Below are 16,340 nucleotides of genomic sequence, written 5' to 3'. Positions count from 1 at the left end.
TTTGAAAGGGGAAAGCATACGTGATACATACATACGAAGAAGCGATAGGGTGGATTCATAGCCGATTGAAGTTTGGTATTAAACCAGGATTAGAAAGAATGAGATGGATGCTAGAAGAGCTCGGAAATCCAGAACGTCACATAAAATGTGTTCATCTTGCTGGTACAAATGGAAAAGGTTCAACGTTAACATATATGCGCTACATGTTAGAAGATGCAAAATATAAGGTAGGAACATTTACCTCTCCTTATATTGAAACGTTTAACGAACGTATTAGTGTGAACGGAACACCAATTGCAGATGAAGAGATTACTGAACTTGTAAAGATGGTAAAGCCAGTCGTTGAAAAACTAGATGAGACGGATTTAGGGGAAGCAACTGAGTTTGAAATTATTACTGTTATGGCAATTTGTTATTTCGGTAAAGTTAATTTCTGTGATGTTGTTTTATTTGAAACAGGGCTTGGAGGACGCTTTGATTCTACGAATGTTATTCATCCTGTTCTCACGATTATTACAAATATCGGCCACGATCATATGCATATTTTAGGAAATACACTAGGAGAAATTGCATATGAAAAGGCGGGGATTATTAAGTCTGGTGTTCCGGTTATTACTGGTGTACAAGATGAGGAAGCATTGCAAGTCATTCAAAAGATTGCAAAGGAAAATCATGCAAACTTATACGAGATGGGTAACCATTTTACAGCGTTACATAAACAGTCTAGCAAAGATGGAGAACAGTTCGATTTCACTTGTCCTTTCGCTACTTTTGCAGATGTACGAATCTCAATGAAAGGTAGTCACCAAGTAGGAAACGCAGCACTTGCACTTATGGCAGTCATGTATGTCAAAACATACTTATCATTTTTAATTGAGGAAGAAGAAATAAGAACGGGATTACAGGAAGCGTATTGGATTGGGCGCTTTGAAAAACTGCAAAGTAATCCAGATATTATTATAGATGGTGCCCATAATCCAGAAGGTATCGAAAGTCTTGTGAAAACAGTAGAATCACATTACAAAGATAAAAATGTAATAGTTTTATTTACTGCCCTTGGTGATAAACAGTTGCATAATATGGTAGGTCAATTAGAAACAATTGCCGATGAAATTATTTTTACAACATTCGCCTTTGATCGTGCTATTTCTGCTGATAATCTTGCATCGTATGCAAAGAAAGAGTCAAAACTAGTTTTTGAAAATTGGAAAGAGGCAATTGATACGAAGGTTGAAATGATTGGAGAAAATGATGTTTTTATCATAACAGGTTCTCTTTATTTCATTTCGGAAGTTCGAAAATATATTCGCGAGAAAAACTAGATAGTCTTTGCTATCTAGTTTTTTGTTCTACAAATGAAGTCAAATGCATACATATAAGATAAATATATAGGGTTATTTGGCGAATTCCTCTGACAAATATCTCGTTTTTTTGTGAAAGGAATATGATATGATGCGGACAACGATAAGAGGTGAGGTGTGAGTGTATGGACAAGCAATCACGAACGATCTCAGTGAAAGTGAATGGAACAGAAGCGAAGTATGAGGAGAAGAAGAAAGGTGAATTTGAATGGAGGGTAGTAGAAAGTGAAAGACCGAAAAACGTTGTTCCGTTTCAAAAAGCGAAATTAGCGTCTACGGAAAAAAAACGAAAGAAGTGGAGCAATACGTTAATTGCAATCGTTGCAACTGCAATTGTTATTGGTACGGCATTTGGGATGGGAATGCTACAGTTACTTAAAGGGCAAGGAGCGACAGGGGGAAGTGAAGTAACAACTTCGAAGCAGGTGCAAAATGAAGAATCAAAGGTGGGTGGAACGTCAGAACAAACACCAGCACCAAAAGAGGAAAAACAAAAAGCGCAGACAGGAACGTCATTAGATCCAATGAAATTATTTTTTGTTCAAGGAGGGATTTATTCTTCCGAAGAAAAGGGACAGGCTGCTCTTGAAGAGTGGAAAGGTAATGGAGGCGTAGCAGCTTTAAAACCGAGCGGTGATAAGTATGCATTAGTTGTTGGTATTGCTAGCGATGAACAAGATATAAACCAATTAATGACGCAATATAAAAATGATAATGTCTCTGTATTGAAAAAGAACTGGGATATAACAGATAAAGCATTACTTAAAGGTGATAAAGAAGTTGGTGCGTTTTTAACAAAAGTACAGCCATTATATACTCATTTAGCAAAATATGCTTCTAGCGTACAAGCTAGTGGAAAAAGTAATGCAAAAGATGTAGGTGCGATTGAAAAAGAGTGGAAAGCAATTGAAAAAGAAGGAAAAAGTATGAAGCAGGAAGAGGCAAAGAAATTGTATATGTATACGTCAGTAGCTGTGCAAACAGTGAAGGATGGAAAAGGTGATAAGGAATCTTTGGCGAAATTAAATCAAGTTATCATTGATGGTATACTTTCATATGAAAAAATTGTTTCACAAAAGGTGAAATAATAGGATAATGAAATGACGAAGGAAGAAGTATAGGTACTTCTTTCTTTTCTTTTGAATTTAGAGCAAAGTGCTTTCTCTACGGCAGGAATATAATCGTATTTTAGTAAAAAAAGTATTATTTTGTTTAGAAAAAATAATATTTCTTTCATTTGTGGGCAAACTATTCCTTTGATACGATTGATATAAATGATTCTGCTTCATGTGAGAAAGGAAGGAGAAAATATGAGAAAAATTATTTTAGCATCAGGGTCACCTCGCAGGAAGGAACTGCTTGAGTTAGCAGATGTACCATTTGAAATCATTGTAAGTGAAGTAGAAGAAACGATTGGTGCGTACTCATCACCTTCTGATATTGTAATGTCCCTTGCCCTGCAAAAAGCATCTGCGGTAGCGGAAAATAACAGTGATCATATTGTGTTAGGTGCAGACACAATTGTTACATATGAATCGCGTATTCTTGGAAAGCCTTCTAATGAAGCTGAGGCGAAAGAAATGTTGCAATTATTATCAGGGAAAACACATGAAGTGTATACTGGAGTTGCAATTATAACAAAAGACAAAACAATCACTTTTTACGAGCGTACAGAAGTTACGTTTTGGGAATTAACAGAAGAAGAAATTGACGCATATGTTGCATCAAAAGAGCCTCTTGATAAAGCAGGAAGTTATGGAATTCAAGGTAAAGGATCTATTTTTGTTCAACATATTCAAGGGGACTACTATAGTGTAGTCGGATTACCAATTTCACGTCTTGTTCGGGAGTTAAAACAATTCAATATTGATGTAACCCATGCGTAAAATTGCATGGGATTTTCTTTGAGAGAACAAATAAAGGGGTGGAGAAATGAACGGTATTCGTGATGTTGTCAAAGAAGAACAGCCACGGGAGCGTTTATTGTTAGAAGGAGCTGGAAGTTTATCAAATCGGGAGCTTCTTGCAGTGTTACTCAGAACAGGTTCTAAAGAAGAAACAGTTTTAAAGTTATCAGATAAAATTTTACATCACTTTGATGGTTTACGTATGTTGAAAGATGCAACGTTAGAAGAGCTTGTCAGTATACATGGTGTTGGAGTTGTGAAGGCAACCCAGCTTATAGCTGCTTTTGAACTCGGTAGAAGAATGGTGCGTTTAGAATATCAAAATAGATATAGCATTCGAAGCCCAGAAGATTGTGCAAGATATATGATGGAAGAAATGCGCTTCCTGCAGCAGGAGCATTTTGTATGTTTATATTTGAACACAAAGAATCAAGTTATACATAGGCAAACGATTTTCATTGGAAGTTTAAACACATCAATTGTACATCCAAGGGAAGTTTTTAAAGAAGCGTTCCGCCGTGCAGCAGCCTCTATCATATGTCTTCATAACCACCCTTCAGGAGATCCCACGCCGAGCCGAGAGGATATTGAAGTAACAAAACGCTTAGTAGAATGTGGCCAGATTATCGGAATTGAAGTGCTTGACCATATTATAATAGGTGACCATAAATTCGTGAGTTTAAAGGAAAAAGGTCATATTTAAGACTATGCTTTTTACTTATTTTGTTTTATAATGTGATTTATGAGTTTTTTGTAGAAATTTATCTACAAGAAGGATAAAGATATAAAAAACGTACTGTTTTTATAATATAAAGTAAGAAAAAATGAGTCCGTGAAAACAAGAAAGGAAGATAAATAATATGTTTGGATTTGGTGGCTTTACTCGCGATCTTGGAATAGATTTAGGAACTGCGAACACGCTTGTATATGTAAAAGGAAAAGGTGTAGTTTTACGTGAACCTTCAGTAGTAGCGTTACAAACTGATACGAAACAAATCGTTGCTGTAGGTAGCGATGCAAAACAAATGATTGGTCGTACACCAGGAAACGTTGTGGCACTTCGCCCGATGAAAGACGGTGTAATTGCTGATTACGAAACGACAGCAACAATGATGAAATACTACATTCAACAAGCTCAAAAATCAAATGGATTCTTCTCACGTAAACCTTACGTAATGGTATGTGTACCGTCTGGTATTACAGCTGTAGAAAGACGTGCAGTAATCGATGCGACTCGTCAAGCGGGTGCTCGTGATGCGTATCCAATCGAAGAACCATTTGCAGCAGCAATTGGTGCAAACTTACCTGTTTGGGAACCAACTGGTAGCATGGTTGTTGATATCGGTGGTGGTACAACAGAAGTTGCAATCATTTCTTTAGGTGGTATTGTAACAAGTCAATCAGTTCGTGTTGCTGGTGATGATATGGACGATTCAATCATTCAGTACATTAAGAAAAGCTACAACTTAATGATTGGTGAAAGAACAGCTGAAGCATTGAAATTAGAAATCGGTTCTGCAGGCGAGCCAGAAGGTATCGAGCCTATGGAAATTCGCGGTCGTGATTTAGTAAGTGGTTTACCAAAAACAGTACTAATTCAGCCAGAAGAAATTGCAGATGCATTAAAAGATACAGTAGATGCAATTGTAGAATCTGTTAAAAATACGTTAGAGAAAACTCCACCTGAATTAGCGGCAGACATTATGGACCGTGGTATCGTATTAACAGGTGGCGGAGCATTGCTACGTAACTTAGATAAAGTGATTAGTGAAGAAACAAATATGCCAGTTCTTGTTGCAGAAGACCCACTAGATTGCGTAGCAATTGGAACGGGTAAAGCATTAGACAATATCGATCTTTTCAAAACTGCTGCTCGATAATATTGCAAAATAAAAATCAATGAAATTAAGAGGGTGTGAACGTGCCACAGTTTTTCTTAAACAAAAGATTAATTGTTTTGTTAGTTAGTATTATTCTTCTCGTGGCATTGATTGGAATCTCATTGAAAGAACGGAACAGTTTAACATGGCCAGAGCAGTTTGTTAAAGACACTGTCGGTGTTGTAGAACGTGTATTCCAAAAGCCAGCGAAATACGTAGCTGGATTCTTCGAAAATGTAGAGGATGTAAAGCGCACGTATGAAGAGAATAAAGAATTAAAAGCAAAATTAGATAATTATGCAGGTTTATCAGGGAAAGTAAAACAATTAGAAGATGATAACAAGAAGTTACAAGAGTTAACGGGTAAAAAAGAGTTAAATAGCCAATATACTGAAATTCCAGCTACTGTTGTTTCTCGTAATCCAGATAAATGGTACGATTTAATCGGAATTGATAAAGGAGCACAGCAAGGAATTAAAAAAGATATGGCTGTAGTAACTTCACAAGGTCTAGTTGGACGAGTGAAAAGCGTATCTCAGTTTACATCATCAGTAGAATTGCTAAGCTCTATGAGCCGAACAAATCGTGTTTCTGCTATCGTACAAGGTGATGAGAAAATCTTCGGATTGATTGAAGGTTACGACAAAGAAAAGCACTTACTTCTTTTCACAAAGATTGGCTCTGATGCTCAGGTAGCGAAAGATCAATTAGTCGTAACATCTGGACTTGGTGATATTTTCCCGAAAGGTCTTGTAATTGGGACAATCGTTGATGTGCAGCCAGATCCATACGGCTTAACAAAAACAGCTTATGTAAAACCGGCCGCTGACTTGAATGACGTAGAGCATATTATGGTTGCTAAACGTGCAACGCCTTCAGCGCCATTAGAATAGGAGGGGGAGAAGAGATGATGAAGATTTTAAAAAGAGCAGCTCTTCCTCTTTTGCTCCTTTTTGTTTTTCTATTTGAAAATATGTTTGCTACTATTGTTCCAACAGAGGTTTTTTGGAAAGACAGTATAGCAGCACCTCATTTCTTTATAATTGTGTTATGTTTTATTACTGTGTACTATAGTCCGGTCCAAGGGATTTATTACGGACTCTTATTTGGTTTCTTATTTGATACCGTATACACAGAACTTGTCGGTATATATATTTTTGCGTATCCGATTTTAGCTTATTTAGTTTATAGTGTGATGAAGATATTACAATCGAATTTATTTATTGTTGCTTCTATTGTACTAGCTGGTATTGTAGCACTAGAGTATTATGTGTATGGATTTTTAACTTTGTTAGGACGTACTCATATGTCAGCGTATGTCTTTTTCACAGATCGTCTCCTGTCTACTGTATTGCTAAATGCAATTTTCTTATTGATAGTTTGTTTCCCACTGAGACGATATTTAGTGCGTCTTTCAAAAGCGATGGAAGAAAAAGAAAAAAGGATTTTCTAATTTTATGTCGAATTGAATCGGTGGGGTGAACTTTAGTGGAAGAAAAAAAGCAACAAAATGTAACAATAAAAGGGACAAAAGACGGAATAACGCTTCATTTAGATGATTGTTGTTCATTCTCTGAATTACTGGAGGAATTGGATGAAAAGCTTTCTACACATTACTATGATGGTGATGGGCGCTCTTTAATTGAAGTGCATGTGAAAGTGGGAAATCGTTATTTAACAGAAGTCCAACAAGAAGAGATTCGTACGTTAATTCGTAATAAAAAGAATCTTGTTGTGGATTCAATTGAAAGTGATGTTATAACGAAAGCAGAAGCAATAGCTTGGAAAGAAGAAACAGAAATTGTCCCTATTTCCAAAATTGTTCGCTCTGGACAAGTTTTACATGTAAAAGGAAATTTATTGTTAATTGGAGATGTTAATCCAGGCGGAACGGTTATCGCTGGGGGGAATATTTTTGTCGTAGGATCATTAAGAGGAATTGCACATGCAGGGTATTATGGGGATTCGGATGCTGTAATCGCTGCATCTGATATGAACCCGATGCAACTTCGAATTAGTGATGTGGCAATGCGGGCTCCGGAAGAGAAAGAAGACGGAGCGGAGGCGGCAGAATGTGCGTATATTAATGAGAACAATCACATTGTTGTCGATCGACTGCAACTTCTCACTCATCTTAGACCTAATTTAACAAAGTTAGAAAGGGGAATTGTATAGCTGTGGGAGAGGCAATAGTAATTACATCTGGAAAAGGCGGAGTAGGTAAAACTACAACGTCTGCGAACATTGGTACAGCCCTAGCGTTATCTGGAAAGAAAGTGTGCTTAATTGACACAGATATCGGTCTTCGAAACTTAGACGTAGTAATGGGGCTGGAAAATCGTATTGTATTTGATCTTGTTGATGTCGTTGAAGGGCGTTGCCGTTTACCTCAGGCGCTTATTAAAGATAAGCGTTTTGATGATCTTTATTTATTACCTGCAGCACAAACGAGTGATAAATCAGCGGTAACACCTGAACAAATGGATGAATTAATACAAGTATTACGACAAGATTATGATTACATATTAATTGATTGTCCTGCGGGGATTGAGCAGGGATTTAAAAACGCGGTAGCTGGTGCGGATAAAGCAATCGTTGTTACGACGCCAGAAGTATCCTCAATGCGCGATGCAGATCGTATTATCGGGCTTTTAGAAAAAGAGGATATTGAACCACCGAAACTTGTTATTAATCGTGTGCGTAGTCATATGCTTCATGAGCAGGATATGTTAGATGTTGATGAAATCGTACGTACATTGTCAATCGAGCTTCTTGGTGTTGTCGAGGATGATGATGAAGTTATTCGTGCTACAAATACAGGTGAGCCTGTAGCGTTGCAACCGAGCGGAAAAGCAGCGTTAGCTTATCGTAATATTGCAAGACGCTTGTTGGGTGAGAATGTACCATTGCAAGCGTTTGAACAAGAAAAGGTATCGGTATTTACAAAGATGAAAAACTTCTTTGGAATCCGTTAAAAGCACTTCGCGCATATGCGAAGTGCTTTCTTTTTTCTTCACACGAATATCTTTCTTTCTTAGCTCATACATATGTACAAACTGTATACAACTGTTTCTATTTTAATTAGCTTAAAGAAAGAAAGGAGACAGTATGAAGAATAAACGTGTAGAAGAAATTAAAAAACGGATTGCGAAAAGGAAGGCAGAGCAAGAAAGGATGGAGGAAGAGCAATATTTTGCTGGAGGGAATTTTGATAGTGAAACAGTATTTATTGAAGATGGAGAAAAAGAAATTCATCCTTTATTTCGAAAAGAAGTATTTTTCTTCAAAGTTTTGTTATCAGCAATATTAGTTCTTTCTGTCGCTATTTTATATAAAAATGCACCCTCTTCTTTCGATAGTGCTAAAGCTGTTACAGAGAAAGTGATGAAAGAAGAATTTCAGTTTGCTACTGTAGCGAAATGGTACGAAAAGCAGTTTGGAAAACCGCTCGTATTTTATTCACCTACTGAGAAAAAAGAAGGAACTATTCAGCAAAAAGATTATGCAATTCCTGCTTCCGGAAAGGTAATGCAAGGGTTTCAAAAAAATGGCCAAGGCGTATTTGTTCAAACAGCTACAAATGCAACGGTTGAGTCAGTGAATGAAGGGCTAGTTGTTTTTGCAGGAAAGAAAGAGGAACTTGGTAATACAGTTCAAATTCAACATGCAGATGGAACAGAATCGTGGTATGCGAATTTAAATGACATGTCAGTGAAATTATATGATTACGTTTCAAAGAAACAAAAAATTGGAACGGTGAATAATGATGCAGATAATAAAAATGGTAAGTTTTATTTCGCGATAAAAAAGAATGAAAAATTTATTGACCCGATTCAGGTGATTTCATTTGATTAAATATAGAGAAGTTTTAACGAAGATTTCAGTGCATCCGTTGTTTTGGGTTATTATTGTCATTGGTATTTTTACGGCACGTTTTAAAGAGTTACTACTGTTATTTTGTATCGTTCTTATCCATGAACTTGGGCATGCATTTGCGGCGGCACACTACAATTGGCGTATTAAAAAGATTCAACTTTTACCGTTTGGTGGTGTGGCTGAGCTTGAGGAACATGGGAATAAGTCATTGAAAGAGGAACTTGTTGTCGTAATTGCAGGACCTATACAACATATTTGGATGATGGCGGTAGGTTATATAGTGTTTGAAGCGGGTTGGCTTGGTGCGGATTTATATTATTTCTTTATATGGAATAATATAATTATTTTAGCATTTAATTTACTGCCTATTTGGCCGCTTGATGGCGGAAAAGTATTGTTTAACGTATTATCATATCGTTTTCCTTATTTACAAGCACATGAAAAGATGATGAAATTATCATGTGTTTTTTTTAGTGTAATACTAGTATGGCAGTTACTCTGGAACAGTAACAATATTATGATGTGGGTACTACTCATATTTTTAGCGGTGTCGTTATATCAAGAGTGGAAACAAAAACAGTATGCCTTTATGCGTTTTTTATTAGAACGTTATTATGGGAACAAAAGAGGAATTGAAAAGATTGCACCTATTGAAGTGCAATCAGAAGATCGTTTATATACGATTTTTACAAAATTTCGTAGAGGGTATAAGCACTCTATTATCGTCCATGGAAAATATAAAGAACATTACACATTGGATGAAAATGAATTACTCTATGCGTATTTTACTGAAAAACGAACAACTTCATCGGTTGAAGAATTAATCGGTTAGTGTTGACGATAGCACTAACCTTTTATTATTGTAAAAGCAAAGAAGATTATAAAGTGAGGAAAGAATTTTGAAAACGTTATATATGAACTACGCAGGATCGGAAAAACGCGTTGCAATTGAAGAGAAGAAAAAAATTGTTGAGTTTTTATGGAAACGAAATGAAGAACAAGAGATTGTTGGGCATATTTATGCCGGACGTATCGTAAGAACAATAGCTGGAATGAACGCAGCATTTGTAAACATCGGTTTAGAAAAACATGCGTATCTTTCATATGATGATGTACCATCTTCCTATCGTATACATGAAGGGCAAGCAGTACTCGTACAAGTTGTGAAAGAAGCAATTGATACGAAAGGGCCGAAATTGACAGCAAACATAGAATTTACCGGGAAATATGTCGTTTATATGCCATATGATGAAATGCGTGCAGTTTCTCGAAAGATAAAAAATAATAAAAGAAGGCAACAGCTACTCCAAATTGAGGTAGAAGGGACAGGAGGGTACATTTTCCGCTCTGCTTCTGAAAAAGGAGAAATTGAAGAAATACAAGCTGAAATGCAAAGGTTACAGCAGTTATATGAAGAGTTAAAAAGAAAAGAGGGCCAGGGAAAGGCACCGTTGCTACTTCATCGCCCGGCCACCTTTTTAGATCGTGTATTTCAAGAGAATCCAATTGAAACGATTGAAAAAGTAGTTGTAGATACAAGAAGTATAGTGAAAGAATTAGAAGAAAAAGTAGGGAAAGAAAAAGTATCTTTTTATAATGAAAAATCTTCAATGTTTAACCATTTTGGAATAGAGCGTGAGATTGAGAAAGCACTTCAAAAAATTGTGTGGCTCCCGAATGGTGCTTATTTAATTGTGGAACAAATGGAGACGATGACTGTAATTGATGTGAATACGGGCAAGTTTACTGGAAAACAAAATTTACAAGATACAGTCCTTCGTACAAATGAGGCGGCAGCTGAAGAGATTGCACGTCAATTAAGACTGCGTGATATCGGTGGTATGATATTAATTGATTTTATTAATATGAAAAGAAGAGAAGATAAAGAAAAGGTAAGAGAATGTCTCATGGCTGCTATGCAAAATGATCGCACATATACAAGAGTGCTCGGTTTTACAGAGTTAGGGATTTTGGAGATGACACGTAAACGTAAGAAACATTCTTTACGCGACGTATTACTAGAAGAGTGTGTACCGTGTAAAGCGACGGGGTATGTAATGTCATATGAAACAATTGCGTATGAGTTAGAGAGAGAGCTAATTACATATGGCGATATAGAGGATGAGGCAGTATTAATTGCTGCACCTAAAGAATTACAGAAACAATTTATGCAAAAAGAATTACAAAAAAATATTCCATTTGAAATTTATTTCAAAGATGATATGATCGAAAAGTACGCCATTATCCGTTTTGGAAGCAAAAAAGAAATTGTAGAACGGAAAAAATAGTTAGCAGAACATTTATTGACAACCGTCTATGATTCATGATAACATCTTTATGTTATAGTTTATAGCACCTAAACGGCTATATGCTACAACCGCACAAAACAGGTTCCCTAAAGACATTTATGTCTACCTCGTTTTTGGCGAGTCTTAGTAATTAAGAGGAGGTGCAAGTATGTACGCAATTATCGAAACAGGTGGAAAACAAATTAAAGTTGAAGCTGGTCAAGCAATCTACATTGAAAAATTAGATGTTGAAGCTGGTGAAACTGTTACTTTTGACAAAGTTCTTTTCGTTGGTGGCGAAAACGTTAAAGTTGGTAGCCCAGTTGTAGAAGGTGCAACAGTTACTGCGAAAGTAGAAAAACAAGGTCGCGCTAAGAAAATCATCGTTTTCAAATACAAAGCGAAAAAGAACAATCGTAAGAAACAAGGTCATCGTCAACCTTACACTAAGCTAGTTGTTGAAGCTATCAACGCTTAATCCAGGTTAACATGATTAAAATTACGATAAGTCGCACGAAATTAGGAAGTATCCAATCATTTAAAATGACTGGACATGCCAATTATGCGCCACATGGACAAGACCTTGTCTGTGCTGGAACTACAGCGGTTGTGTTTGGTTCTATAAATGCAGTGGAAGAACTTTGTAATGTGCAGGCAACTATTGAACTCGGAAGTGATGGCGGATTCTTAACGTATGAATTGCCTAATGATTTAGACGTTCATGCAGCAGAAAAAGCACAAACGCTTTTAGAAGGATTGGTTGTTTCGCTTAAGACGATCGAACTTGATTACGGAAAGTATATCCGTTTAATAGAAAAAGTGCAGGAGGTGTAACGTATGTTAAGATTAGATCTTCAGTTTTTCGCATCTAAGAAAGGTGTAGGTAGTACAAAGAACGGTCGTGACTCTCAGTCAAAACGTCTTGGTGCTAAACGCGCAGATGGTCAAACGGTTTCAGGTGGTTCAATTCTTTACCGTCAACGCGGTACAAAAATTTATCCAGGTGTTAACGTTGGTCGTGGTGGCGATGACACTTTATACGCGAAAGTTGACGGCGTAGTACGCTTTGAGCGTCTTGGCCGTGACCGCAAACAAGTGAGCGTATATCCTGTTGCTCAAGAGGCATAAGAACTCACGGAAAACTCTAACCTGAGTGCAGGTTAGAGTTTTTCTATATTAAGGGGTATCTAAATGAATGAAAAATGGACAATTATAGATGCATTGCGTCATTCAAGACATGATTGGCTCAATCGTATGCAGATGGTGAAAGGAAACCTTTCCCTTGGAAAAGTGGAAGAGATTCATAGTCTCATCGATCGTTTTGTCCAAGAAGCGAGACAAGAATCCAATCTGATAGGGCTATCAATGCCTTTATTTTCAGAGTGGATTTTAACATATAATTGGAAACAGCAGCCGTGCTTATTGGAGTACGAAGTATTAGGGAAATTACATAACTTATCTCACTTAGATGAGACTGTATGTACATGGACGAATCAATTTTTCTCAATGCTTCAGCATAGTTTAGACGTATATGTTGAAAATTATGTTTGTATCACAATTGAATGTGACGCGGAGAATGCTCGTTTCTTTTTTGATTTTCGTGGTAAGCTAACGAGTGTAGAAGAACTACAGAATTGGCTTGCGACCCAAAACAATAAATGGTATTCCATTTCTTATACAGTACGAGACGAAGAAGTCTCAGTTATATTACAACCAATTGAAAAAAGTGTGGTGAAATAATGTTTGTAGATCAGGTCAAGATATATGTAAAAGGTGGCGACGGTGGTAACGGAATGGTTGCGTATCGTCGTGAGAAATATGTACCTAAAGGTGGCCCAGCAGGTGGCGACGGTGGTAAAGGTGCAGATGTTGTTTTCGTTGTTGAGGAAGGCTTACGTACATTAATGGACTTCCGCTACCAACGTCATTTCAAAGCTGATCGTGGTCAGCACGGAATGAGTAAAGGTCAGCACGGTCGTAAATCTGAAGATTTAATCGTAAAGGTTCCACCAGGAACAATAGTAAAAGATGAAAAAACAGGACAAATTCTTGCCGATTTAGTAACGCATGAGCAAACAGCTGTAATCGCAAGAGGTGGTCGTGGTGGCCGTGGTAACTCACGTTTCGCAACAGCAACGAATCCAGCGCCTGAAATCGCTGAGAACGGGGAACCAGGTCAAGAACGTGATGTCATTCTAGAACTTAAAGTGCTAGCAGATGTTGGACTTGTTGGATTCCCAAGTGTAGGTAAATCTACATTATTATCTGTTGTATCATCAGCGCGTCCGAAAATTGCAGAGTATCACTTTACAACAATCGTTCCAAATCTTGGTGTTGTTGAAACGGGTGATAACCGCAGCTTCGTTATGGCTGACCTTCCTGGACTAATTGAAGGCGCACATGCCGGCGTCGGACTTGGACACCAATTCTTACGTCATATTGAGCGTACACGTGTAATCGTACACGTTATTGATATGTCTGGTTTAGAAGGCCGTGAACCATATGAAGATTACGTAACAATCAATAATGAATTAAAAGAATACAATATGCGTTTAACAGAGCGTCCACAAGTTGTTGTTGCAAACAAAATGGATATGCCAGATGCAGAAGAAAACTTACAAGCATTTAAAGAGAAAGTGGGAGACGAAGTAAAAATCTTCCCAATCTCAGCTGTAACGAAACAAGGTGTTCGTGACTTATTATTTGAAGTAGCGAACTTATTAGAAACAACACCAGAATTCCCAATGTACGATGTTGTCGAAGAGTCTGAAGCAAGTGTAATGTACAAATTTGATGCTGAAAGCCTTAAATTTGAAATTACACGTGAAAGTGACGGCACATTTGTTATTTCTGGTTACGATATTGAGAAGACATTCAAAATGACAGACTTCTCACGTGATGAATCTATACGTCGTTTCGCTCGCCAAATGCGTGGAATGGGTATTGATGAAGCGCTTCGTGCACGTGGTGCAAAAGATGGAGATATTGTAAAAATTCTTGAATATGAATTTGAATTTATCGACTAAGACTGCCGAAATATGGCAGTCTTTTTTTTATGTAAATGTCTGATTCGTATAGGAAAAAATACCCACTAATTAAATTTTCAATTTATAATAGAACAAGGAGTGGTGTTGGAAGAATTTTTTTATGGGGAGAAAACGAACATGTATAAAATATTAATTGTAGAAGACGATGAAAAAATAGCGGGAATATTAGAGGAGCATTTAGAAAGGTATGGGTATCAATCATTTAGAGCAAGTGATTTACGTCATATAAAAGATGAGTTCGTGAAAATAAATCCGCATCTCGTATTACTGGATATTAATTTACCATACTTTGATGGGTTTTATTGGTGTCGTCAAATTCGTACTGTATCGAATGCGCCGATTATTTTTGTTTCTGCAAGAACAGGGGAAATGGATCAAGTAATGGCAATTGAAAATGGCGGTGATGATTACATTACGAAGCCATTCCACTTAGATATCGTAATGGCAAAGGTGAAAAGTGCACTTCGCCGTGGGTATGGTGAGTATGCCTCTGTTGCTGAGAGTGATTGTTTAGGTGTAAATGGACTGTTGTTATTCCCGTCACAACACATTGTTGAGTGGCAGGGGCAACAAACGGAGCTGACAAAAAATGAATTTTACTTATTAGAGTGTTTAATGAAACAAGCAAATCAATATGTAACGCGCGAAGAACTGTTAGAAGCCCTGTGGGATGAGGTAGCTTTTGTTGATGATAATACATTAACCGTTAATGTAAAACGCGTAAGGAAGAAACTAGAGGAGCTAGGCATTAAGAATGCAATTGTAACGAAACGTGGATATGGTTATGCGCTTCTTACAGAGTGGGGCGAAGGGCATGGAGGTTAAAAATTACCTCATGGACCGCTTTTCTTTACTTCTTTCTTATATTGTTAGCCTTTGTTTATTTGGGCTTGTAATGCAGTTGCAAAGTCTTTTAGAAAAACGATCCATTGATTGGAGTACATGGTTATATGGGCTTTTATTAGGGACAGTTGTATTTACAATATACCTCATTTACGATTATCGAAAACGGAGTGTGTTTTTAAATAGGATTGAAAAGTATGTTACTGGCGGAAATACATTACACGATTCTTTACTTATTGATACTTCTTATACGTCAGAGCAAGAGATGGTCGTTGAATCGTTTACGCTATTAAGACAGCAATACATGAATGAAATTCATAAACAACATGCGAAAGAACAACAGCAAATGATATTTATGAACCAGTGGATTCATCAAATGAAAACACCAGTATCGGTTATAGAATTACTATTACAGAAGTTTGGTAAAGAGCATCGTGAAGCAAGGGCAACAGTTGAAAGTATTCGTGAAGAAAATAACCGCATACTAAATGGTTTAGATTTAGCGTTACATATGGCAAGGTTAGAGCAATTTGCGAAAGATTATAAAGTAGAAGTAGTAAATGTAGTAGATATTATTCGAGGTATTATTAATGAAAATAGAAAGTCGTTCATTCAATCGTCTGTATTTCCGAAAGTAATGTTTGATGAAGATACTTGTATGGTTGCATCTGATAGAAAATGGCTCAGTATTGCTATAGGGCAAATTGTTGTAAATGCAATTAAGTATACGAAAATTTCAGAAGTAGAGAAAAAGGAAATTCAATTTCAAATTGAAGAGAAAGATCAAAAGGTGTTACTACATATTAAAGACAATGGAATTGGTATTCCAGAGCAAGATATAAAGCGAGTATTTGATCCGTTCTTTACAGGAATAAATGGCCGTAAAACGAGAGAAGCGACTGGGATGGGTCTACATATTACAAAGGAAATTTGTGATAATTTACATCACGGTATTTATGTACAATCGATTGAAGGGGATGGGACAACATTCACGTTCCAATTTGCAAAAGATGAAGAATATCATACATTAATGAGAAAAATGACAAAACTGTAAGATAACAAAACGTTTTGTAAGGGAAATCACTCGTTTCTATTTCTTATTTTTCTTATAGTAAATGTAAGAAGAAAACACATAGGG

At 36.8% G+C, this 16,340-nt stretch carries 19 protein-coding genes and 1 other annotated feature; all 19 genes read left to right on the top strand.

Features of this window, described 5'->3' with window-relative positions; genetic code table 11:
- Positions 1-20: 20 nt before the first annotated feature.
- Entirely contained in the window at positions 21-1,322 is a 1,302-nt protein-coding gene (locus tag MR115_RS06820) for a bifunctional folylpolyglutamate synthase/dihydrofolate synthase (protein ID WP_098585742.1), read from the top strand.
- 164 nt (positions 1,323-1,486) lie between these two features.
- Positions 1,487-2,449 carry a stage II sporulation protein B gene (locus MR115_RS06815; protein ID WP_098585743.1) on the top strand — a complete coding sequence of 321 codons (963 nt, stop codon included), beginning with the start codon at positions 1,487-1,489 and terminating at the stop codon, positions 2,447-2,449.
- A 222-nt stretch (positions 2,450-2,671) separates the two neighbouring features.
- The gene (locus MR115_RS06810) at positions 2,672-3,247 is read left to right on the top strand and encodes a Maf family protein (RefSeq protein WP_063261276.1); all 576 of its coding nucleotides are present in this window, start codon (positions 2,672-2,674) and stop codon (positions 3,245-3,247) included.
- Positions 3,248-3,293: 46 nt separating this feature from the next.
- Complete coding sequence (gene radC, locus MR115_RS06805; protein ID WP_097818283.1) at positions 3,294-3,971, top strand: DNA repair protein RadC; 678 nt, start codon at positions 3,294-3,296, stop codon at positions 3,969-3,971.
- A gap of 157 nt (positions 3,972-4,128) precedes the next feature.
- Positions 4,129-5,148: a cell shape-determining protein MreB gene (mreB, locus tag MR115_RS06800; protein ID WP_000466737.1), complete on the top strand. Its 1,020-nt coding sequence runs from the start codon at positions 4,129-4,131 to the stop codon at positions 5,146-5,148.
- Positions 5,149-5,189: 41 nt separating this feature from the next.
- A complete protein-coding gene (gene mreC / locus MR115_RS06795) occupies positions 5,190-6,041 on the top strand; it encodes a rod shape-determining protein MreC (protein ID WP_242240561.1) in 852 nt (283 codons plus the stop codon).
- A gap of 14 nt (positions 6,042-6,055) precedes the next feature.
- Positions 6,056-6,601 carry a rod shape-determining protein MreD gene (gene mreD / locus MR115_RS06790; protein WP_242240559.1) on the top strand — a complete coding sequence of 182 codons (546 nt, stop codon included), beginning with the start codon at positions 6,056-6,058 and terminating at the stop codon, positions 6,599-6,601.
- Positions 6,602-6,636: 35 nt separating this feature from the next.
- Positions 6,637-7,323, top strand: coding sequence for a septum site-determining protein MinC (gene minC / locus MR115_RS06785; protein WP_000391511.1), 687 nt, complete (start codon positions 6,637-6,639; stop codon positions 7,321-7,323).
- A 2-nt stretch (positions 7,324-7,325) separates the two neighbouring features.
- Positions 7,326-8,123 carry a septum site-determining protein MinD gene (minD, locus tag MR115_RS06780; protein ID WP_000503310.1) on the top strand — a complete coding sequence of 266 codons (798 nt, stop codon included), beginning with the start codon at positions 7,326-7,328 and terminating at the stop codon, positions 8,121-8,123.
- Positions 8,124-8,256: 133 nt separating this feature from the next.
- Positions 8,257-9,003 carry a stage IV sporulation protein SpoIVFA gene (spoIVFA, locus tag MR115_RS06775; protein WP_061677155.1) on the top strand — a complete coding sequence of 249 codons (747 nt, stop codon included), beginning with the start codon at positions 8,257-8,259 and terminating at the stop codon, positions 9,001-9,003.
- Positions 8,996-9,856 (top strand): stage IV sporulation intramembrane metalloprotease SpoIVFB, encoded by an 861-nt coding sequence (gene spoIVFB / locus MR115_RS06770; protein WP_097818280.1) that lies wholly within the window; start codon positions 8,996-8,998, stop codon positions 9,854-9,856. The genes spoIVFA and spoIVFB overlap by 8 nt, the downstream gene beginning before the upstream one ends.
- A gap of 67 nt (positions 9,857-9,923) precedes the next feature.
- Entirely contained in the window at positions 9,924-11,312 is a 1,389-nt protein-coding gene (locus tag MR115_RS06765; protein ID WP_242240557.1) for an Rne/Rng family ribonuclease, read from the top strand.
- Positions 11,313-11,389: 77 nt separating this feature from the next.
- Positions 11,390-11,467: a sequence feature (ribosomal protein L21 leader region), on the top strand.
- Positions 11,468-11,481: 14 nt separating this feature from the next.
- Complete coding sequence (rplU, locus tag MR115_RS06760) at positions 11,482-11,790, top strand: 50S ribosomal protein L21 (RefSeq protein WP_000270907.1); 309 nt, start codon at positions 11,482-11,484, stop codon at positions 11,788-11,790.
- Positions 11,791-11,801: 11 nt separating this feature from the next.
- Positions 11,802-12,146 (top strand): ribosomal-processing cysteine protease Prp, encoded by a 345-nt coding sequence (locus MR115_RS06755; protein WP_061677162.1) that lies wholly within the window; start codon positions 11,802-11,804, stop codon positions 12,144-12,146.
- Between the two features lie 3 nt (positions 12,147-12,149).
- Positions 12,150-12,440, top strand: a complete 291-nt coding sequence (gene rpmA / locus MR115_RS06750; RefSeq protein ID WP_000944957.1) for a 50S ribosomal protein L27 — start codon at positions 12,150-12,152, stop codon at positions 12,438-12,440.
- Positions 12,441-12,503: 63 nt separating this feature from the next.
- Positions 12,504-13,052 (top strand): sporulation initiation phosphotransferase B, encoded by a 549-nt coding sequence (locus MR115_RS06745; RefSeq protein WP_061677164.1) that lies wholly within the window; start codon positions 12,504-12,506, stop codon positions 13,050-13,052.
- The gene (gene obgE, locus MR115_RS06740) at positions 13,052-14,338 is read left to right on the top strand and encodes a GTPase ObgE (protein WP_000497121.1); all 1,287 of its coding nucleotides are present in this window, start codon (positions 13,052-13,054) and stop codon (positions 14,336-14,338) included. The genes MR115_RS06745 and obgE overlap by 1 nt, the downstream gene beginning before the upstream one ends.
- A 138-nt stretch (positions 14,339-14,476) precedes the next feature.
- Positions 14,477-15,184, top strand: coding sequence for a response regulator transcription factor (locus MR115_RS06735; protein ID WP_242240555.1), 708 nt, complete (start codon positions 14,477-14,479; stop codon positions 15,182-15,184).
- Positions 15,174-16,256 carry a HAMP domain-containing histidine kinase gene (locus MR115_RS06730; RefSeq protein WP_242240553.1) on the top strand — a complete coding sequence of 361 codons (1,083 nt, stop codon included), beginning with the start codon at positions 15,174-15,176 and terminating at the stop codon, positions 16,254-16,256. Before MR115_RS06735 ends, MR115_RS06730 begins: the two co-directional genes overlap by 11 nt.
- The last annotated feature ends 84 nt before the right edge of the window (positions 16,257-16,340 follow it).

The organism is Bacillus cereus group sp. BfR-BA-01309, from assembly GCF_022664315.1.
GTDB classification, from domain to species: domain Bacteria; phylum Bacillota; class Bacilli; order Bacillales; family Bacillaceae_G; genus Bacillus_A; species Bacillus_A mobilis.
This window is presented reverse-complemented; position numbering and strand designations above follow the sequence as displayed.